Source organism: Streptomyces polygonati (assembly GCF_042650325.1).
Lineage (GTDB): Bacteria > Actinomycetota > Actinomycetes > Streptomycetales > Streptomycetaceae > Actinacidiphila > Actinacidiphila polygonati.
Window position 1 is genome coordinate 225,693 of the sequence record NZ_JBHSBB010000007.1, and the last position, 19,779, is coordinate 245,471.

The window sequence follows — 19,779 nt, forward strand, 5'->3', positions numbered from 1 at the left end:
CCCCCACCACCCGCGGCCGCGGCGCGACTAGGCTGCCGCGGGTGATCAGAGCTGTCGCCTTCGACATCGGTTCGACCCTGGTGGGCGACACCCGCTACTGGGCGGGCTGGGCGGACTGGCTGGGCGTCCCCCTGCACACGCTGTCCGCGCTGATCGGGGCGACCGTCTCCGGCGGCGGCACCAGCGACGACGCCCTGCGGCTGCTGCGACCGGGCCTCGATCCCGAGGCCGAGATGGCGGCCAGGGAAGCGGCCGGGCGCGGGGAGTACCTCGACGACGGCGACCTCTACCCGGATGTGCGTCCGGCGCTCGCGGCGCTGCGGGCGGCCGGGATCCGGGTGGTGGTCGCGGGGAACCAGTCGGCCAGGGTGACGGGGCTGCTGCGCGCGCTGGACCTGCCGGCGGACGTGATCGCGACCTCGGGCGAGTGGGGCGTCGGCAAGCCGGCCCCGGAGTTCTTCGCCCGGGTGGTCGAGGCGGCCGGGGCCGAGCCGGGCGAGATCGTGTACGTGGGGGACCACCCGGTCAACGACGTCTTCCCGGTGAAGGCCGCCGGGCTGCGGGCGGCGCATCTTCGCCGGGGGCCCTGGGGGCACCTGTGGGCGGACGATCCGGAGGTGATCGCGGCGGCCGACTGGCGCGTCGACGGCCTCGCCGAAGTGGTCGCGCTGGCCACCGCCTGAAACCAGCGCCCGTCTGAACGGCCCCGCCTCGTCACCCGCCGGCACCGCGCCACGCCACACCCCTTCCCGCCCGGCGGAGGCTCAGGACGCCATTTAGTATAGTGCTAATATACTAAGTCCTAATACACCGGCGGGCGGGATGGGGAGCGCGATGGACCTACGGCGGCTGTTCGACGATCTGGTGCGGTTCGAAACCGACTTGTGGAACGCGGTGGACGCCCGGCTCCAGCAGGACTGCGGACTGTCCATGGGCAGCCTCGACGTGATGTCGGTCGTCGCGCGCACGCCGTCATGCCGGGTGAACGACATCGCCGCCGCGCTGTCCATCACCGTCGGCGGGGCCAGCCAGGCCGTCGACCGGATATCCGCGCGCGGCAACCTCGTACGCCGTCCCAATCCCGCCGACCGGCGATCCTCGGTGGTCGAGCTCACCCCGGTGGGCCGGGAACTGGTCGAGACGGCCGGGCGCGTCTTCGACCAGGAGCTGGACCGGCGACTGCGCGGTCCGCTGGACGACAGCGAGCTCGACCGGCTCGGCTCCGCACTCGCCGCCCTCCGCGCGGCCGAGGTGCGGCCCGCGGATGTGCGGCCTGTGAACGACGCGTAGCACCCGACCCGAGTCGCATCCCCCGAAGGAGAGACAGATGACCGAACCCACCGCGCGAGCAGTCCGTTTCGACCGCTACGGCGGCCCTGAGGTGCTCTATGTCGCCGAGGTGCCCATGCCCGTTCCGGCGGCCGGCGAGGTCGTCGTCGAGGTACGGGCCACGGCCGCCAACCCGGGGGAGGCGTCGATCCGCTCCGGCACCTTCATGCCGGGATCCACCGAATTCCCCTCGGGCGAGGGCAGCGACCTGGCCGGCGTGGTCAGCGCGGTCGGCGAGGGGGTCAGGGAGTTCGCGGTCGGCGACGAGGTCATCGGCTTCTCCTTCCAGCGCTCCAGCCACGCCACGCATGTCGCGGTGCCCACCGGCCAGCTGATCCCCAAGCCGCCGCAGCTCAGCTGGCCGGTGGCCGGCTCCCTCTATGTCGTCTGCTGCACCGCCTACTCCGCCGTCCGGGCGGCGAACCCGCGGCAGGGCGAGACGGTGGCCGTCTCCGCCGCGGCCGGCGGCGTCGGCTCGGTCGTCGTGCAGCTCCTGCGGGTACGGGGGGCGCGCGTCCTCGGTATCGCGTCACCCGCCAACGCCGACTGGCTCACCGCGCACGGCGCCACCCCGGTCCCGTACGGCGAGGGGCTCGCCGACCGGCTGACGGCGGCGGCGCCGGACGGCATCAACGCCTTCATCGACCTGTTCGGCCCCGAATACCTCGAACTCGCCGTCGACCTCGGCATTCCGCGCGACCGGATCGAGACGATCATCTCGTTCGAACTGGCGGAGAAGCTGGGCGCCAAGCACGAGGGCAGCGTGGACGCCTCCACCAAGGAGGTGCTGGCCGAGATGGCCGACCTGGTCGCGTCGGGCTCGATCGAGATCCCGATCGCCGCGACCTATCCGCTCGATCAGGTGGCCGACGCCTTCCGCCAGCTGGAGCAGCGGCACACCCGAGGGAAGATCGTGCTCATTCCCTGAGCCGGAGGGGCCGGCGAACCACCGGGCGGGCCGCGGTGCCCGCGGCCCGCCCGGCCGAGCGCGCGACCGGTCCGATCCCCGCCATCCCGGGCCCGGCCGCAGCGGACGGCCCTCCGCGCCGCCAGGCAGAACTCACAGGAAACTTCGGCCTGTTCGTCCTTGACGCCGTGGAAGCGCGCGTGTTCACTTTCGCGTTGGAGAGCGCTCTCCCGGGGTGGTCGCCGTATCGGCCCCGGCTTCCCGCCGGCCCGGCCGGCCCGACGCCGCACCGCACTTCGAGCTCTTCGCCGCAGAAAGGCAGGGCGCAGGTGACGCACCGTCGCAGACCCCTTCCCCGGCCGGCGCGAGAGGGCGGAGCCGGGGCCGCATCGGGTCCAGCTCCGCAAGCCGGTAGGGGCGTTGGGGATGCGAGCGGTCGACCCCGCGGCCGACCCCGCGGGCACCGCGCCCGGGTACGTCCGGACCGGAGCCGGTCCCCGTCCGGTCCGCGTCGCTCGCGGGGCCGCCCGGCCTGACCGACCGCCCCGCGGCCCGATCCCGCGACGCGCCGGCACCGCATCGGCGGACCACCGTGCTTCCGGCCACCCCTGCCGGACCCCGGTCCGACCGCCCCCCGACCGTTCTCGTCGTCACACCCCCCACCGTGAGAGAGAGTCATGTCCCTCAGCCATCGAACGACGATTCGCAGGGCCCGAAGTCCGCATTCCATAGCCCTGGCCGGCGCCGCCGTCCTGGCCCTGCTCGCCGCGCTGTTCTGCGGCGCGGGACCCACGCACGCCGCGGGCGCCACCCTGCTGTCCCAGGGCAAGGCGGCCACCGCCTCCTCCACCGAGAACGCCGGGACCCCCGCCTCGGCGGCCGTCGACGGCAATGCCGCCACCCGCTGGTCCAGCGCGGCGGCAGACCCGCAGTGGCTCCAGGTCGACCTCGGCGCCTCCGCGTCGATCACCCAGGTCGTCCTCCAGTGGGAGGCCGCCTACGCGACCGGCTTCCAGATCCAGGTCTCCAACGACGCCGCCACCTGGACCCCGGTCTACACGACGACCACCGGGACGGGCGGGACGCAGACGCTGAACGTCTCCGGCACCGGCCGCTATGTGCGCGTCTACGGCACCGCGCGGGCCACTGGCTACGGCTACTCCCTGTGGGAGTTCCAGGTCTACGGCACCACGGGTGGCGGCAGCGGCGCCACCTGCAACGCGGCGAACGCGGCGCTCGACCAGCCCGCCACCGCCTCCTCCACCGAGAACGCCGGGACCCCCGCCTCGGCGGCCGTCGACGGCAGCGCCGCCACCCGCTGGTCCAGCGCGGTCGCCGACCCGCAGTGGCTCCAGGTCGACCTGGGGTCCAGCGTGCCGATCTGCCAGGTCGGGCTCCAGTGGGAGGCCGCGTACGCGACCGCCTTCCAGATCCAGGTCTCGGACAACGGCACCACCTGGAGCCCCGTCTACACGACGACCACCGGGACGGGCGGGACGCAGACGCTGAACGTCTCCGGCACCGGCCGCTACGTCCGGGTGTACGGCACCGCGCGGGCCACCGGCTACGGCTACTCCCTGTGGGAGTTCCAGGTCCACACCGGCGGCAGCGGCAGCACGGGCGGCGGCACCGGTGGCGGTAGCGGAGGCGGCACGGGCGGCGGTACCGGCGGCAACTGCGGTACGGCCAACGCGGCGCTCGGCCACCCGGCCACCGCGTCCTCCGTCCAGGACGGCAACCTCGGATACGCCGCCCCCTACGGCGTGGACGGCAGCACCGTGACGCGGTGGGCCAGCGCGTACACCGACCCGCAGTGGTTCCAGGTCGACCTCGGCGCCAGCCTGCCGGTCTGCCAGGTGGTGCTCCAGTGGGAGAACGCCTACGCCTCCGCCTTCCAGATCCAGGTCTCGGACAACGGCACGACCTGGAGCCCGATCTACTCGACCACCACCGGCACCGGCGGGAAGCAGACGCTGAACGTGTCCGGCACCGGCCGCTACATCCGGATGTACGGCACCACCCGCGCCACCGGCTACGGCTACGCGCTGTGGGAGTTCCAGGTCTACACGGTCGGCGGCGTCACCGCGACCATCCCGCCGCCGCCCTCGCACCCGGCGCCCGGCAACTGCCCGTGGATCAACTCCACCACGGCCACCCCCACCCGGGTCGCCCAGCTGATGGGGCAGATGACACTGGCCCAGAAGGTCTCCATGCTGCACGGCACCGACGCCCCCGACTACATCGGCAAGATCTACGGCATCCCCTCGCTGTGCATCCCCGACGTCAACTTCGAGGACGGTCCGGCCGGGGTCGGCGACGGGCTCGGCGGGGTGACGCAGATGCCGTCAGGGCTGGTCTCCGCGGCGACCTTCGACACCGCCTACGAGCAGCAGTACGGCTCCTCGGTCGGCCAGGAGTTCGCCGGCAAGGGCGTGAACGTGGCCCTCGGCCCGACGGTCAACATCGTGCGCGACCCGCGCTGGGGCCGTGCCTACGAGACCTTCGGCGAAGACCCCTACCTGTCGGGCCAGATGGGCGCGGCCGATGTCCAGGGCATCCAGAGCCAGGGCGTGATGGCCGAGGTCAAGCACGCCGCCGCCTACAACATCGAGCAGCCGGCCGGCACGGTGGCGGTCGACCCGCGCACCTTGCAGGAGATCTACCTGCCGGCCTTCCAGACCTCGATCAAGCAGGGCGGCGCGGCCGCGGTCATGTGCGCGTACAGCAACGTCAACAACATCCCGTCCTGCCAGAATCCGGAGATCCTCAACCAGGGCCTCTACCAGCAGGCGGGCTTCACCGGCTTCGTCACCTCCGACTGGGGGGCCATCCACTCCACCGTCGACTCGGCGAACGCCGGCCTGACCGTGGAGATGCCGGGCGGCTACTACTACGCCGACTACCTCATCCAGGCGGTCCAGGCCGGCCAGGTCAGCCAGGCCACCCTGGACACGATGGTCTCGCGGGTGCTCACCCAGATGTTCCGCTTCGGGATGTTCGACAAGGCGCCCTCAGGCTCCAACACCGCCATCGTCGCCGCCCCCGACCACGCCAAGGTCGCGCTCCAGGGTGACGAGGAGGGCACCGTACTGCTCAAGAACAACGGCGTCCTGCCGCTGAACACCGCCAGCCTCTCGTCGGTCGCGGTGATCGGCGTGGACGCGGGCCCCGGCGCCCAGACCATCGGCGGCGGCAGCGGGACCGTCACCAGCACCGGTACGTACACACCGATCATCGGCATCCAGAACCGGCTGGCCGGCACCGGCACCTCGGTCACCTACAACGACGGCTCCGACCCGGCCGCGGCGGCCGCGCTGGCCAAGTCCTCCGGGGTGGCGGTCGTCTTCGCCAGCGACAACTACGGCCACGAGGAGGCGGACAACGCCTCGATCAACCTGCCGAACAACCAGGACGCGCTCATCGCGGCGGTGGCCGCGGCCAACCCCCGCACGATCGTGGTGCTCAACAACAACGCCGCGGTCATGATGCCCTGGCTCAACCAGGTCGCGGGTGTGTTCGAGGGCTTCTACGACGGCCAGGAATGGGGCGAGGCGATCGCCGCGCTGCTGTTCGGCGATGTGAACCCGTCCGGGCACCTGCCGGTCACCTTCCCGACCTCGCTGTCCCAGGTCCCGGCCTCCACCACCGCCCAGTGGCCCGGCGCGAACGGCGTGGTGAACTACTCGGAGGGTCTCGACGTGGGCTACCGCTGGTACGACGCCAAGAACGTCGCACCGCTCTTCCCGTTCGGCTTCGGCCTGTCCTACACCACCTTCGCCTACAGCAACTTGCAGGTGGGGGCACTGGCCAACGGTCAGGCCACCGTCACCGCCACGGTCACCAACACCGGCAGCCGGGCCGGCGCCGATGTGGCCCAGCTCTACATCGGTGATCCCGGCACGGCGGGGGAGCCGCCCCACCAGCTGAAGGGATTCAAGCGCATCTCGCTCAATCCGGGCGCCTCCGGGACGGTGAGCTTCACGGTCTCCAGCCACGACCTGGCGTCCTGGAGCACCACCGCCGGCAACTGGGTGGCGGCCGCCGGCACGTACCAGATCCTGGTCGGCGACTCCTCCCGCAACCTGCCGCTGACGGGCAGCCTGAATCTGAGCACCACCGTCACCGCCAACGCACAGCGGTAAGGAGCCGCTGACCGACCGACCTGCCCACCGGGACGCCGCCGGGCCGCGCACACGCGGCCCGGCGGCGTCCGTCGTACGGCTGTCGCAGGTCCGTCGCGTCGGCCGGTCGGAATATCGCGCGAACGGACGAAAGGTACGACACCGCCCGCGATGCTCGCGTGCCATCCGGGGGCCGGGAGCGAAGATCAGGGGCGAGCCCAGCACCGCCGCACAGACGATCCCCCGATCCCACCCCACCCCGCAGAGGAAAGGTGACCGCCGTGGGCAGCCCGGACAGCAACCACCAGCCGCACTCCACGATCGACCTCGCCACCGCCGCCCAGCTGGGCGACCAGCTGCGGATCGACTCCATCCGGTCCAGCACCAGCGCGGGCTCCGGGCACCCCACGTCCAGCATGTCCGCCGCGGACGTGCTCGCCGTCCTGGTCTCCCGGCACCTGCGGTACGACTGGGACGAGCCGGGGACCGCGGGCAACGACCACCTGATCTTCTCCAAGGGGCACGCCTCGCCGCTGCTGTACTCGGTCTTCAAGGCGGTGGGCGCGATCACCGACAAGGAGCTGATGACCGGCTACCGGCAGTTCGGCTCGCGGCTCCAGGGCCACCCCACCCCCGTACTGCCGTGGGTCGACGTGGCCACCGGCTCGCTCGGCCAGGGCCTGCCGGACGGGGTCGGCGTGGCGCTGGCCGGCAAGTACCTCGACGAGCTGCCGTACCGGGTCTGGGTGCTGTGCGGCGACAGCGAGATGGCCGAGGGCTCCATCTGGGAGGCGCTGGACAAGGCGTCGTACTACAAGCTGTCCAATCTGATCGCCATCGTGGACGTCAACCGGCTGGGCCAGCGCGGCCCGACCGAGCACGGCTGGGACCTGGACACCTACGCCGCCCGCGCGGCGGCGTTCGGCGCCCGGGTGCTCACCGTCGACGGGCACGACGTCCAGGAGATCGACGAGGCGCTGACCGCCGCGGCCCAGGGCGACGGCGACCGCCCCACCGTGATCCTGGCCCGCACCATCAAGGGCCGCGGCTTCTCCGAGATCGAGGACCGCGAGGGCTGGCACGGCAAGGCTCTGCCCCAGGACATGGCCGAGCGGGCCATCGTCGAACTGGGCGGCGGCACCGATCTGACGGTCCGCGGCCCGCTCCCCGCCGCGGGCGAGCCCAAGATCGGGCGGAGCGGCGCGTCGAACGCCCGGATCACGCTGCCGCGCTACTCGATCGGCGAGGCCGTGGCCACCCGCAAGGCCTACGGCGACGCCCTCGTGGCGGTCGGCTCGGGCATCCCCGAGGTGGTGGCCCTCGACGGCGAGGTCAGCAACTCCACCCACGCCGACGAGTTCGCCAAGGCCCATCCCAACCGCTACTTCGAGATGTTCATCGCCGAGCAGCAGATGGTGGCCGCGGCCGTCGGGCTCGGTGTGCGCGGCTACATCCCCTTCGTGTCCACCTTCGCCGCCTTCTTCTCCCGGGCATACGACTTCATCCGGATGTCGGCCATCTCGCAGGCCGACATCCGCCTGGTCGGTTCACACGCCGGTGTGGAGATCGGCGCGGACGGCCCCTCCCAGATGGCGCTGGAAGACCTGGCGATGATGCGCGCCGTACAGGGATCGACCGTGCTCTACCCGTCCGACGCCACCAGCGCGGCGGCACTGGTCCAGGGCATGGCGCAGACCCCCGGCGTCAGCTACATGCGCACCACCCGCGGCTCCTACCCGGTGCTCTACGGCGGCGACGAGAGCTTCCCGATCGGTGGCGCCAAGGTGCTGCGGTCGAGCCCGGACGACGCCGTGACGCTCATCGGCGCCGGAGTGACGCTGCACCAGTGCCTCACCGCAGCGGACGAGCTGGCCGCGACCGGTATCCACGCCCGGGTGATCGACCTGTACTCGGTCAAGCCGGTGGACGTCGGGGTGCTCACCGCCGCCGCCGCGGTGACCGCCGGCCGCATCGTGATCGCCGAGGACCACCACCCGGAGGGCGGTCTCGGCTCGGCCGTCGTGGACGCGCTGGTGGGGACGCGCGACAACCAGGTGCTGCGGCTGGCCCACCTGTCGGTCCGGGAACTGCCCGGTTCCGGCACCCCGGACGAGCTGCTGGCCGCGGCCGGCATCGACGCCGAGCACATCGAGGCGGCCGCCCGCTCCCTCCTCGCCCGGGACTGACCTTCCGTCCGGAACCGTGCGGGGGCGCCGGCACACGGCACGCGCACCCCCGCACGGAGCAGAACCGCCCGGACCGGCCCAGGGGCATCGCCCCCTCGCCGGCGGTACCGACCTGGAGGGGAATCGTGCGGAAGACACCGCCCCGGCGCCTGCTGCCCGCCGTCGCCGCCGCGGGCGCCGTGGCGGTGGGCTGCCTCGTGCTGCCGCCGGCCGCGGCCCAGCCGCGTATCCCCCTGACCACCGGCGCCGGCACGGCTACCGGCCCGACCGTCGAGCAGGCCGATTTCACCGCCGCGGCGGCGGAGTTCCACGTACCCCGGTCGGTGCTGCTCGGTGTGGCGTACCAGGAATCCCGGTGGGCCGCCCACCCGGGCGCGTACAACACCGGTGGTGGCTACGGACCGATGAACCTCACCGAGGTGTCGGCGCGGATGGTCTCCGCCGGGGGAGCCGGCGCGGCCGGCCGGGCCGGCCTCGGGGCGCTCGCCGCCGATCCGGCCCTGCACACGCTGCCGGTCGCGGCGAAGCTGGCCGGCGCCTCGGCCGGCCGGCTGCGCGACAGCGCCGCGGACAACATCCGCGGCGGGGCGGCGCTGCTCGCCTCGTACCAGAAGGCGCTGACCGGCGGCGCGTCGGCGGAAGCGGCGGACTGGTACGGCGCGGTCGCCCGCTACAGCGGCTCCCCCGACCGGAAGGCGGCCGGCGCGTTCGCCGACCATGTCTTCGCCCGGATGAGGACCGGGGCCCGGCTGACCACCCCCGAGGGACAGCGGGTCGAACTGGCCGCGGCGCCGGCCCTGCGGCCCGCCACCGGTCAGCTGTCCCTGCTGCGGCTGAGGGCGACCGCGGACCCGGCGGCCGAGTGCCCGGCCGGTCTGGACTGCCGGTTCGTCCCCGCGGCGGCGTCCAACTACCAGGTCGCCGACCGGCCGGCCGACGGCATGAAGGTGGCCTACATCGTCATCCACGACACCGAGTCGTCGTACGAGTCGGCTGTCAACGCCTTCGCGACCCCCGGGAACGGCAGCGCGGCCCACTACGTCATGCGGGCCTCGGACGGCGCGGTGACCCAGATGGTGGCGGACAAGGACCTCGCGTTCCACGCGGGCAACTACTGGTTCAACATGCACTCGATCGGCATCGAGCACGAGGGCTTCGCCGCCCACGGCGCCACCTGGTACACCCAGGAGCAGTACGAGGACACCGCCGCCCTGGTGAGATACCTGGCCGAGCGGTACGGCGTCCCGCTCGACCGCGAGCACATCATCGGCCATGACAACGTCCCCGGACCGGTCGACGGCGATGTGGCCGGCATGCACTGGGACCCGGGGCCGTACTGGGACTGGTCCGCCTTCATGCGGCTGCTCGGCGCCCCCACCGACGCCGGCCGGCCGGGCGTCGGACCGGTCGGCTCGGCGGTGACGATCACACCCGGCTTCGGTACCAATCGGCAGACGGTCGGCGTCTGCCCGGCGGACGACCCGACCGGTGCCACCACCGCCTGCGGCGAGCGGACCGAAGCCTCCGGCTTCCTGTACGCGCGCACCGCCCCGAGCGCGACCGCGCCGCTGGTCGCGGACCCGGCGATCCACCCGGGAGGGCCGGCCGGATCCGACTCGATCCACGACTGGGGGAACACCGTCTCCGACGGCCAGCAGTTCGTGGTGGCCGGCCGCAGCGGTGACTGGACCGCGATCTGGTTCGGCGGCCGGAAGGCGTGGATCCTCAACCCCGGCGGCCGGAACACCACCCCGGCCCGCGGTGTGAAGATCATCACCGGGGCGGGCGCCGGTCCGGTGCCCGTCTACGGCGAGGGTTACCCGTCCCCGTCGGAGTATCCGGCGGGGCTGTCGCCCTCCGCCGAGGCGCCGCTGACCGTCTACTCGATCCCGGCGGGCCAGGCCTATGTCTCCACCCGCCCCCCGGTCCCCGCCGACGACTTCTTCGTGGCCGGCGACCGGCGCGTCGTCGGTGCCGGGCGGCTCCGCACCGTCCAGTTCAACCACCGGGTGGTGCTGGTCAGCGCCTCGGACGTCACGGCGCGCACCGCCGGCGCCCACGGGGGCCGGGGCCGGCCGGGGCACTGACCGCCGGGCGGACCCGCTGCGGACCCGCGTACCACAGACCCCCGCACAACGGACCCGCGTACGACAGACGCCCGCCCCCCGACCAGATCGTCGGGGGGCGGGCGTCTTCGGTCGCTGCGGTCAGGACTCGCTGCCGCCGCCGTAGCGGCGGTTGAACCGCTCGACACGGCCGGCGGTGTCCATGACGCGGGCGTTACCGGTGTAGAAGGGGTGGCTCGCCGAGGAGATCTCCACGTCCACGACCGGGTACGTGGCTCCGTCCTCCCACACGACCGTGCCGTTGCCGGTGGCGGTCGAGCGGCTGAGGAAGCTCATTCCGGCGGCCTTGTCGCGGAAGACGACAGGATGGTAATCGGGGTGGATGGTGTTCTTCACGGAGTGCCCTCGCTCTCTGCTGAGACGCGGTGTGACGTCATGCGTTGCGCTCGGCGCCCTGCTCAGCGCTCTTCGCGGAAGAGCACATGCTTGCGGGCGACCGGGTCGTACTTCGTCAGCTGCAGGCGGTCGGGGTCGTTACGGCGGCTCTTGCGGGTGACGTACGCGTATCCCGTCCCCGCCGAAGAGCGCAGCTTGACGATCGGTCGCAGTTCACTGCGGGCCATGTCCTGCCCCCCTTCCTTCGGGTCCCACTCGGCTTTCCCAGTGGAACGGTTCTCGTTTTCGGTTCGCCTGCTGTAACGCGTCACCCGCACCCCGCATTCCCCGCCCGCCGGGGATCAGCGGGCGGTGCCGTCCGGCGTCGACCGCCAGGGCGGCAGCCAGGGCAGATGACCCCGCAGGAGGTCGTCCGCCGCCGCCGGTCCCCAGGAGCCCTGGGGATAGGTCAGCACGGCCGGCGGCCGGTCGAGCAGGGGCTGCAGGATGCGCCAGGTCTCCTCGACGGCGTCCTCGCGGGTGAACAGCGAGCGGTCACCGGTCAGCGCGTCGTGCAGCAGCCGCTCATACGGGGTGGGCGGTCTGCCGAGCTCGGTGGTGAAGGGCAGGTCGAGGTGGACCTCGTGCGTTCCCGTCCCGTCCGCGCCCCGGGAGAGCAGGGTCAGCCGCAGCCCCGGATCGGGGTCGATCCGCAGGACGGCCAGATTCGGCGCCGGGTGGTTGCGGCCCACGACCGCCGCCGCGGGCCGCTGCTTGAAGATCACCTTGACCTCGGTGGACAGGGTGGCCAGGGCCTTCCCGGCCCGGATGAAGAACGGCACCCCGCTCCAGCGGGGGCTGTCCACCTCCAGGCGCAGCGCCACATAGGTCTCGGTCTCCGAGCCGGGCCGGACGCCGGCCACCTTGTCGTAACCGTGGTACTGGCCCCGCACACACTGGACCGGATCGATGTCCGGGACGGCCCGGAAGACGGTGGCCCGCTGGTCCCACAGCGCGTTGTGGCCCATGTCGGCCGGCGCTTCCATGGCGATCAGCGCGAGTACCTGCAACAAGTGGTTCTGCACGACATCGCGCAGCGCCCCGACGTTGTCGTAGAAGCTGCCGCGGTCCTCCACCCCGAAGTTCTCCGCCAGGGTGATCTGCACCGCGGCGACGTGGTCGCGGTTCCACACCGGCTCCAGCAGGGTGTTGGCGAAGCGCAGCGTGGTGATGTCCAGCACCGGCTGCTTGCCCAGGAAGTGATCGATCCGCAGAATCTGGTCCTCGTTGAGGACCTGGTGCAGTTCCTGGTTGAGGGCGCGGGCCGAGGCCAGGTCGTGGCCGAAGGGCTTCTCGATCAGGACCCGGCTGTTCGCGGTGAGTCCGGCGTGCCCCAGCGCGGTGACCATGCCGGAGAAGAGGGAGGGCGGGATCTCCAGGTAGAACAGCGGCCGGGACGAGTCCCTCATCCGCTCGGCCAGCGCCTGATACGTGGACGGCGCGCCGAAATCCCCCTGCAGATAGCTGAACCGCCGCTCCAGACGGCCCAGCGCCGCGCTGTCCACCTCACCGCCGTCGGACCGGGCCGCGGCCCCGATCGCGTGCTTCAGGTCGGCCGGGGACCAGTCCTCGCGCGCCACTCCGATGACCGGGCAGTCCAGCCGGCCCGCCGCCTCCAGGAGGTAGAGCGAGCGGAGCGTCATCTTGCGCGCCAGGTCACCGGTGATCCCGAAGACCACCAGTGCGTCCGCTGCCTGCCCTGCCCGCTCGTTCATCCGCGCTGTGCCTTTCGGTCGTGGCCGCCCGGGGGCCGGGGCCGCCGCCGGCGGCGGAGCGTGCGTTCACCCGTACAGGGGGTAGGCGCCGCCGGCCGCCGGGTGTACGGACGGGCCCCTGCCGGCAAGCGGCCGAGGCCCGAGGTGCGGCGGGACGTCACTCGCGGTTGTCGTCGCGGTTGTCGTCGCGCCGGACCGACTCCATGGCGTTGTCGTCCTTGTCCCGCATGTCGCCCATGGCCTCCTTGGCGCCCCCCTTCATCTGCTCTCCCTTGCCCTTGGCCTGCTCGCTGCGGTCGCCGGTCGCCTTGCCCTTCATTTCCCTTGCCTTGCCCTTGATCTTGTCCATCGCGCCGTCGTCGCCCATGGGAACTCCCGGGGTTGTGGGTGGGGGCCTACCCCTGCACCGTAGGACCGCTCCGGCCGGGGCGCCCGGGGAGCGGGGCCGGCCGAGTGGTGCCGCCCACGCGCCCGCGGCGTGGAGCACGGCGGCGCCGCGACCAGGCGGGGGTCCGCGACCGGGCCCGGCGGCCCGCCAGGAGCCCTGGCATCCGTCAGGACCGCGGGGGGACCTTCCGTCCCTACGGTACTGATGACCGGTCAACACGGTCCAGACGGAGGGAAAAGTCATGCGAAGGATCATTCAGGGCATCGCGGCACTCGCGCTCGCGGCCGGCGCGGTGACGTCCATCGGCGCGACCGGCGCGCAGGCGGCGGGCACCTACCAGGGATGCCCGTACGGGGCGGTGTGCGTCTACCCGCAGGACGCGGGCTGGAACGGCGGCCACCCGTCGAACGTCTACTACAGCTACGGCGCCCACAACCTGAGCAACCAGGTCGGGACGCACATCGTCTTCAACAACCAGTCGGACGGCGCGACCGCCCACCTGTGCACCGGCTACGACGGCGCCGGCTGCGGCTACCAGCTGAACGCCTACGCGTACACCGGAGCGGACCTCACACCGATCAACTCGATCACCCTCGACAGGCCGTAACCGGCGGGGGCGGTACGGCGAGGCCCCGGAGGCGCCGCCTCCGGGGCCTCGGCCGTGCCCGGCCCCCGGGCGCCGCCTACGCCCGGGAGTACTGCGTCAGATAGCGGCGGACCTGGTCCACATGCGGCCGGACCCGCTCCGGTACGCCGCCGGCGTCCAGCACGGTGCGCACGCTGGTGCGGTACGACGCGGCGAGCAGCGCGGGCAGGTCGTCGCGCACACCCTGCAGTTTGAGCTGCTCGTCGGCCCAGCACAGATAGACACCCATGGTGGCGATGGCGTCGGGGGCCGACATGTAGTCCTTGGTGCCGTTCAGATCGCCGTCCACCGCCCAGGCGGTGAAGACCCTGGGCGTCCACATGGCGATGCCGTACTCGTCGGTGGCGGGGCTGCGGGCGTGGATGTCGAAGCCGCTCTCCGCCTTGAGCACGGCGGCCATCAGCGCGGGGGTCACCTCCGGCTGGACGCAGCGCCGCGCGCTCTCCTCGATGTAGGGGCGCAGCGCGCCGGGGATGTCGGAGCGGGCGGGGAGCGTGTCACGGGCGGTGATGATCCGGGCCACGGTCGACGGACGGGCCGCGGGCGGGGGCGGACCGCTGTCACGCGCCAGCAGCAGACCGGTGCCGATCGCGGTGGCGAGCACCGCGCCGCCCAGCGCGGACGGCAGCAGGACGCGCCGGCGCCGGCCGGCCCCCCACCGCTGGCCGGCCAGCTCGGCCACCCGGCTGGACACATGCGCGGCGGTCAGCCCGGCCCGCGCGGCGTGATCCGGGGCCAGGCACTCCCCGATCAGCCGGCGCCAGCCGTCCGGGAGCGCCGCGTCCAGCCGCAGCGGCGCTCCGCCGCGGGCGTAGGACTGCGCCGCCAGGGCGCGGGCGCGCGCACCGGCGCCGGGGAAGGGATGCAGTCCGCCGCTGAGCACCTGGTGGGCCACCACGCCGAAGGCCCAGACGTCCGCGCTGGGCCGGACCGCCGTGCCCCGGCTGCCGGTGCGCTCCGACCACCATTCGGGCGGCAGGTGGTCCAGCGTGCCCATCGGCGGGACATAGGCGTGGGTGCCGTCCAGCTCGGCGGCCAGGCCGAAGTCCCCGAGCCATACCTCGCCGCGCTCACCGAGCAGGATGTTGGCGGGCTTGAGGTCGCCGTGCACCCAGCCCGCCGCGTGCAGCTCGGCCAGGCCCTCGGCGGCGCCCCGGAGAATGCGGACCGCGTCCGGGACGCGGCCGGGCGCGGCCTCGGCGAGCACGTCCTGGACGCTGCACCGGGCGCGGTCCATGACCAGCACCACGCAGCCGTCCAGATCGGGCCGGCCGGGGTCGGCCACGGTCAGGGCCGCGTGCGTACGGATCAGGTGCGGGTGACGGGCGGCGAGGCTGAACCGCACCTCCTGGCGGACCCGTTCCTCCACCGACGCCCGGTGGCCGGGGGCCAGCGGCCCGACACCCAGGAACTTCAGCGCGGCCGGCCGGCCCTCCGCACCCTCCGCCGCGTAGACACTGCCCCAACTGCCCGAGCCGATCAGCCCGGTGACCGTCCAGTCGCCGACGCGATAGCCGGCCGGGACGTCGAGCGGCGGCCGGCCGGGACCAGGCGGCACCACGGCTCAGTGCTCCCGGCCGGCGGGCCGCGCTCTGCGGGGCAGCATGCTCAGGTGCTCCTCCCTGACCAGGTCGAAGCGCAGCGCGAAGGCGACGAGCTCCTCGCGCTTGCCGCCGGGCAGGCCCTCCTCGTCCCACCCGGCCGCGCCGTCGAGCAGCCGGAGTTTCACCGAGGCGAGATAGTCGATGTGGTAATTGACGGCGGATCGGGTCAGGCCGCGGCAGGAGTCCAGCGGGCGCAGCCGCTCCAGCAGGTCCCCGACGCCCGGCACCGCGCCGGTCGAGGCGTTGCGCAGCCGCGGTTCGCACAGGGCGAGCAGGACCAGGAAGTACTTGGCGGTCGGATCGAGGGCGAAGGGGGTCGTCGTCCGCTCGCCCCCCTCGCCGCCGGTCCCGGGGTCGTCGTCCTGATAGGCGTGCTGCGGGGCGAACACCTTGAAGCCCACGTCCGCGCCGTGCGAGGGCAGCAGCACCCGGGAGAACTCGAAGGGGACGGGCGCGCCCAGGCGCCCGGGAGCCACCTTGATGTGCTCGCCGGCGCCCTCCAGATTCTCCACCACATAGGTGGCGGTGCGGCTGTAGTTGGACAGCCGCCAGTAGTCCTCGGCGGCCGTGATCTGCCCCGCGCACCGCGACACCCCGGGGTCCCTCAACCGGACCGGCACGGGGCTTCCCGGCGCTCCCCGTCCGAACCGCGCGGTCTCGCCGGGGCCCAGCTTCAGCAGCCGCGGCCGGCCGGCCGGTTCGCCGTCCGGCGGCCGGCGTTCGTCGGGCAGCTGCACGATCACCGTGTCCATGACCCAGTCCCCGTTCTGTCACGCGGGTCACACTTGTTGCTTCCTGGGAGACGAGCCACCCCGGGGCCGGGTTGCGGGTCCGGCCGGATATGGCCGAGAACAGCTCACCCACATGGACGAAGCGTCCCTGGTCAGCGGGGCGGCGCCCGGCCGCGGGGCACCGGCGGCGTGCTCCGGCCGGTCGGACGGGATACCTCTCCGCCCGTAGGGACCAGCTCGTCCCGGCCGTGAGGTTCTTGACGGGCGGTCAGCCCTGGATCAGACTGCCGACGCGCCCGTGACAACGATGTCAAGCGACTTAATCGACAACTGCGAGCCGGTCCGGAGGGCGACGCGGCGGCAAGAGGGAAGGTCCAAGGTGCAACGACGAAGCGGCAGATGGAGCACGTTCGGAATCGTGGCGGCGGCGCTGGCGGCCTGCGTGGCGGCCGCACCCTCGGCGATCGCCGGCACGCCGTCGCGATCGGGGCAGGTCGCGCTGGTCTCCGATCCGACGGACTACGTCAATACGATGATCGGCACACAGAAGGGCGTCGACTGGGAGAACACCTTCCCCGGGGTGACCGCTCCCTTCGGGATGATGCAGTTCAGCCCCGACACGCAGTCGGGCCCCACCGGCTACTCGTACGCCGACAACACCATCCGGGGCTTCAGCCTGGACCACTTCTCCGGCGGCTGCTCGTCCTTCGGCGACATCCCGATCCTGCCGGTCACCGGCGCGGTGGGGGACAACCCGGCCGCGCGCAGTGAGCACTTCTCGCACGACGACGAGCAGGCGGGGCCCGGCTCCTACGACGTCAAGCTGGCCGACTCCGGCGTGCAGGTCGACCTGGGGGCCACCACCCGGACCGGGATCGCCTCCTTCCGCTACCCGGCCGGCAGCCAGGCGCAGGTCCTGGTCAAGTCCGGCACCAGCCTCGGCGGCGACCTGGCCGCCGATGTGCGCGTGGTCAACGACCACGAACTGGCCGGCACCACCACGCCGCACGGGCTGTGCAACAACAGCTCGTACACCATGTACTTCGACATCACCTTCGACCGGCCCTTCACCGCGCACGGCACCTGGCAGGGCGGCGCCGTCACACCCGGCGCGTCCAGCGCGACCGGAGCCGGCTCGGGCGCCTATCTGACCTTCGACACCGCCACCGACACCTCGGTCACCGCCAAGGTCGGCATGTCGTACGTGAGCACGGCCGGCGCCGCGGCGAACATGGCAGCCGAGATACCCGGCTGGAACGTCGGGCAGGTGCAGGCCGGCACCCGGGACGCCTGGCGGAAGGTGCTGCGCAAGGTCGACGTCGGCGGCGCCACGCCCGCCGAGCTGACCACCTTCTACACCTCGCTGTACCGGTCCTTCCAGTCGCCGAGCGTCTTCAACGACGTGGACGGCCGCTACATCGGCTTCGACAACGTGATCCACCAGGTGCCCGCCGGACATACCCAGTACGCGACCTTCTCCGACTGGGACATCTACCGCTCGCTGGCACCGCTGCAGACCATGATCTTCCCGAAGCAGGCCGGCGACATGGCCAACTCGCTGCTGCGCGACGCCCAGCAGCAGGGCGGCTGGTGGCCGAAGTGGCCGTCGCAGAACATGACCGGCAATGTGATGAACGGCGACAACGGCGTCCCGCTGTTCGCCCAGTACGTCGCCTTCGGAGCGCAGGGCGTGGACGTGCGGGACGCGCTGCCCATCATGAAGAAGGGCGCCACCCAGTCGCAGAGCGTCGGCTGGGGCTGGACCGAGCGGCCCGGTGTCGAGGACTACGTCCGGCTCGGCTACGCGCCCAACGACGCCACCTCGCAGGGGGACCACGGCCTGCAGGGCGCCTCGGAGACGCTGGAGTGGTCCACCGACGACTTCGCCATCTCCCGGCTCGCCGCCTCCGTCGGCGACCACCGGACGGAGGCCGAGTACGCCCGGCGCGGCAACAACTGGCAGAACATCTACGACCCGAGCACCGGCTATCTGCGCCCGCGCGACGACAACGGCGCCTTCCCGGCCGGCCCCGGCTTCCAGACGCCGCCCGCCGGAGCCTTCGGCCAGGACGGCTACGACGAGGGCAACGCGGCCCAGTACAACTGGTCGGTGCAGCAGGACATGGCCGGCCTGATCGCCGCGATGGGCGGCAAGGACAAGGTCGTGCCGCGGCTGGACGACTTCTTCAGCCAGCTCAACGCGGGCGGCAACGCCCCCTACGACTGGGCCGGCAACGAGATCGACACCACCGCGCCCTGGGCGTACGACTACGTCGGCCAGCCGTGGAAGACCCAGGAGGTCACCCGGCGCTTCGAGACCGAGCTCTTCACCACGGCGCCGGACGGCCTGCCCGGCAACGACGACAACGGCGCCCTGTCCTCCGAATACGTGTGGGCCGCGCTCGGCATGATGCCCGCCACCCCGGGCACCCCGACGCTGGCGCTCAACAGCCCCCTGGTCAAGCGGGCCGTGATCAGCCTCGGCACCGGCCGGAAGATCACCGTCGACGCGCCCCGCGCCGCTGACGACGCCCCGTACGTCACCGGGCTGCGGCTGGACGGCCGCTCCTACGAGTCCACCGCGCTGCCCGCCTCCTTCGCCAGCCGGGGCGGATCGCTGGACTTCGGTCTGTCCGCCCGGCCCGACACCCACTGGGCCACCGGCGCCGAGGCGGCGCCCCCGTCCTACCGCTCCGACGAACTGCCGGCGATCGGCTACCTCACCCCGACCGGCACCCAGGTGACCCCCGGCGGCGGCAGCCTGCCGGCCACGGTGGGCGCGTCCACCCTCGCCGGGCACGCCGGAAAGGTCCGCTGGACGGCGAGTTCCGATGTGGCCGGCGTGACGGTGACCCCGTCGTCCGGCACGCTGGACCTCAGCCGCGCCGCCTCCGCCCACGTGCCGGTGACGGTCGCGGTGGCGCCGGGCACGCCCTCGGGCTACCACCCAGTGAAGGTCGCCTTCCGCAGCGCCGGCGGGACGACGCTGCCGGGCGGGGCCATGGTGGTGACCGTGCCGGCCGCCGACGGCGCCGCGACCGCCTGCGACACGCTCGGCGCCACCGACACCCCGTGCGGGATGCGGCTGCGCGACAACGGCGACGGCCACACCACCCCGGTCACCCTCGGCGACCGCACCGGGCGGTCCACCACACCGGGATCGCCCTTCGAGTACTTCGACATCGACAACACCATCGTGCCCGGCGGCCACTACCGGGCGACCGTGACCATCGACTACTACGACCACGGCACCGGCGGCTGGAGCATGCAGTACGACTCCGTCAACGGCGCCTACCAGCAGACCCCGTCGGTCGCCAAGACCGGCACCGACACCTGGAGGACCGCGACGTTCACCGTGGACGACGCCGCCTTCCACAACGGCGAGAACGCCGGTACGGACTTCCGTCTCGCCAACAGCGGCGACACCGGGACCATCGGCCGGGTCCATGTCACCGTCACCGGTGACAACGTCCTCGCCCTGCACCTCTGCCCGGGCGACTGACAGCTCCGGGGGGCGCCGGGTGCCGCACGGCACCCGGCGCCCCCTTTCCGCGCCGGCGGACGGCGGGAAAGTCGTCGTGGGCGCGCCGGACGCGCCGAAGGGGGGCGCGGACCGGGGAGCCCTAGGGTTCGTGGCATGACCGACGGTGA

General features: G+C 72.7%; 14 protein-coding genes. 8 read left to right on the forward strand and 6 right to left on the reverse strand.

Going from position 1 to position 19,779, the window contains the following annotated elements; all coding sequences use genetic code 11:
- Window positions 1-41: 41 nt before the first annotated feature.
- From ACFO3J_RS07390 to ACFO3J_RS07415, 6 genes are all read left to right on the forward strand, one after another.
- On the forward strand, window positions 42-683 hold the full coding sequence (locus ACFO3J_RS07390) for an HAD family hydrolase (protein WP_386427328.1): 642 nt from the start codon (window positions 42-44) through the stop codon (window positions 681-683).
- Between the two features lie 151 nt (window positions 684-834).
- Window positions 835-1,290 carry a MarR family winged helix-turn-helix transcriptional regulator gene (locus ACFO3J_RS07395; protein ID WP_386427330.1) on the forward strand — a complete coding sequence of 152 codons (456 nt, stop codon included), beginning with the start codon at window positions 835-837 and terminating at the stop codon, window positions 1,288-1,290.
- Window positions 1,291-1,327: 37 nt separating this feature from the next.
- A complete protein-coding gene (locus ACFO3J_RS07400; protein WP_386427332.1) occupies window positions 1,328-2,257 on the forward strand; it encodes an NADP-dependent oxidoreductase in 930 nt (309 codons plus the stop codon).
- A 656-nt stretch (window positions 2,258-2,913) separates the two neighbouring features.
- Window positions 2,914-6,378, forward strand: coding sequence for a discoidin domain-containing protein (locus ACFO3J_RS07405; protein ID WP_386427333.1), 3,465 nt, complete (start codon window positions 2,914-2,916; stop codon window positions 6,376-6,378).
- Window positions 6,379-6,638: 260 nt separating this feature from the next.
- Window positions 6,639-8,543 carry a transketolase gene (locus tag ACFO3J_RS07410; protein WP_386427334.1) on the forward strand — a complete coding sequence of 635 codons (1,905 nt, stop codon included), beginning with the start codon at window positions 6,639-6,641 and terminating at the stop codon, window positions 8,541-8,543.
- A gap of 125 nt (window positions 8,544-8,668) precedes the next feature.
- Window positions 8,669-10,630, forward strand: a complete 1,962-nt coding sequence (locus ACFO3J_RS07415; RefSeq protein ID WP_386427336.1) for an N-acetylmuramoyl-L-alanine amidase — start codon at window positions 8,669-8,671, stop codon at window positions 10,628-10,630.
- A gap of 120 nt (window positions 10,631-10,750) precedes the next feature.
- Here ACFO3J_RS07415 and ACFO3J_RS07420 read toward each other — a convergent pair whose 3' ends face one another.
- The 4 genes from ACFO3J_RS07420 to ACFO3J_RS07435 all read right to left on the reverse strand — a co-directional run bounded on the left by ACFO3J_RS07420 (window position 10,751) and on the right by ACFO3J_RS07435 (window position 13,126).
- Window positions 10,751-11,005, reverse strand: a complete 255-nt coding sequence (locus tag ACFO3J_RS07420) for a type B 50S ribosomal protein L31 (protein ID WP_386427338.1) — start codon at window positions 11,003-11,005, stop codon at window positions 10,751-10,753.
- A gap of 62 nt (window positions 11,006-11,067) precedes the next feature.
- Window positions 11,068-11,232 carry a 50S ribosomal protein L33 gene (gene rpmG, locus ACFO3J_RS07425; protein WP_386427340.1) on the reverse strand — a complete coding sequence of 55 codons (165 nt, stop codon included), beginning with the start codon at window positions 11,230-11,232 and terminating at the stop codon, window positions 11,068-11,070.
- A 114-nt stretch (window positions 11,233-11,346) separates the two neighbouring features.
- Window positions 11,347-12,759: a glucose-6-phosphate dehydrogenase gene (locus ACFO3J_RS07430; protein WP_386427342.1), complete on the reverse strand. Its 1,413-nt coding sequence runs from the start codon at window positions 12,757-12,759 to the stop codon at window positions 11,347-11,349.
- A gap of 157 nt (window positions 12,760-12,916) precedes the next feature.
- A complete protein-coding gene (locus ACFO3J_RS07435; RefSeq protein WP_386427344.1) occupies window positions 12,917-13,126 on the reverse strand; it encodes a CsbD family protein in 210 nt (69 codons plus the stop codon).
- Between the two features lie 262 nt (window positions 13,127-13,388).
- Here ACFO3J_RS07435 and ACFO3J_RS07440 point away from each other — a divergent pair, with 262 nt between their 5' ends.
- Entirely contained in the window at window positions 13,389-13,754 is a 366-nt protein-coding gene (locus tag ACFO3J_RS07440) for a hypothetical protein (RefSeq protein ID WP_386427346.1), read from the forward strand.
- A 76-nt stretch (window positions 13,755-13,830) separates the two neighbouring features.
- On the opposite strand, the gene ACFO3J_RS07445 is transcribed toward ACFO3J_RS07440, so the two are convergent.
- Together ACFO3J_RS07445 and ACFO3J_RS07450 are read right to left on the reverse strand one after the other, a co-directional pair.
- Window positions 13,831-15,354, reverse strand: a complete 1,524-nt coding sequence (locus tag ACFO3J_RS07445) for a protein kinase domain-containing protein (RefSeq protein WP_386427347.1) — start codon at window positions 15,352-15,354, stop codon at window positions 13,831-13,833.
- A gap of 3 nt (window positions 15,355-15,357) precedes the next feature.
- Window positions 15,358-16,149: a serine/threonine protein kinase gene (locus ACFO3J_RS07450; protein ID WP_386427349.1), complete on the reverse strand. Its 792-nt coding sequence runs from the start codon at window positions 16,147-16,149 to the stop codon at window positions 15,358-15,360.
- Between the two features lie 358 nt (window positions 16,150-16,507).
- Here ACFO3J_RS07450 and ACFO3J_RS07455 point away from each other — a divergent pair, with 358 nt between their 5' ends.
- Window positions 16,508-19,630, forward strand: a complete 3,123-nt coding sequence (locus tag ACFO3J_RS07455; RefSeq protein ID WP_386427351.1) for a GH92 family glycosyl hydrolase — start codon at window positions 16,508-16,510, stop codon at window positions 19,628-19,630.
- Window positions 19,631-19,779: the final 149 nt, after the last annotated feature.

What these genes read in the sequence shown, in the direction of transcription:
- ACFO3J_RS07395 (WP_386427330.1), top strand. Translation starts at nt 835, where the DNA reads ATGGACCTACGGCGGCTGTTCGACGATCTGGTGCGGTTCGAAACCGAC.
- ACFO3J_RS07400 (WP_386427332.1), top strand. Translation starts at nt 1,328, where the DNA reads ATGACCGAACCCACCGCGCGAGCAGTCCGTTTCGACCGCTACGGCGGC.
- ACFO3J_RS07405 (WP_386427333.1), top strand. Translation starts at nt 2,914, where the DNA reads ATGTCCCTCAGCCATCGAACGACGATTCGCAGGGCCCGAAGTCCGCAT.
- rpmG (WP_386427340.1), bottom strand. Translation starts at nt 11,232, where the DNA reads ATGGCCCGCAGTGAACTGCGACCGATCGTCAAGCTGCGCTCTTCGGCG.
- ACFO3J_RS07430 (WP_386427342.1), bottom strand. Translation starts at nt 12,759, where the DNA reads ATGAACGAGCGGGCAGGGCAGGCAGCGGACGCACTGGTGGTCTTCGGG.
- ACFO3J_RS07435 (WP_386427344.1), bottom strand. Translation starts at nt 13,126, where the DNA reads ATGGGCGACGACGGCGCGATGGACAAGATCAAGGGCAAGGCAAGGGAA.
- ACFO3J_RS07440 (WP_386427346.1), top strand. Translation starts at nt 13,389, where the DNA reads ATGCGAAGGATCATTCAGGGCATCGCGGCACTCGCGCTCGCGGCCGGC.
- ACFO3J_RS07450 (WP_386427349.1), bottom strand. Translation starts at nt 16,149, where the DNA reads ATGGACACGGTGATCGTGCAGCTGCCCGACGAACGCCGGCCGCCGGAC.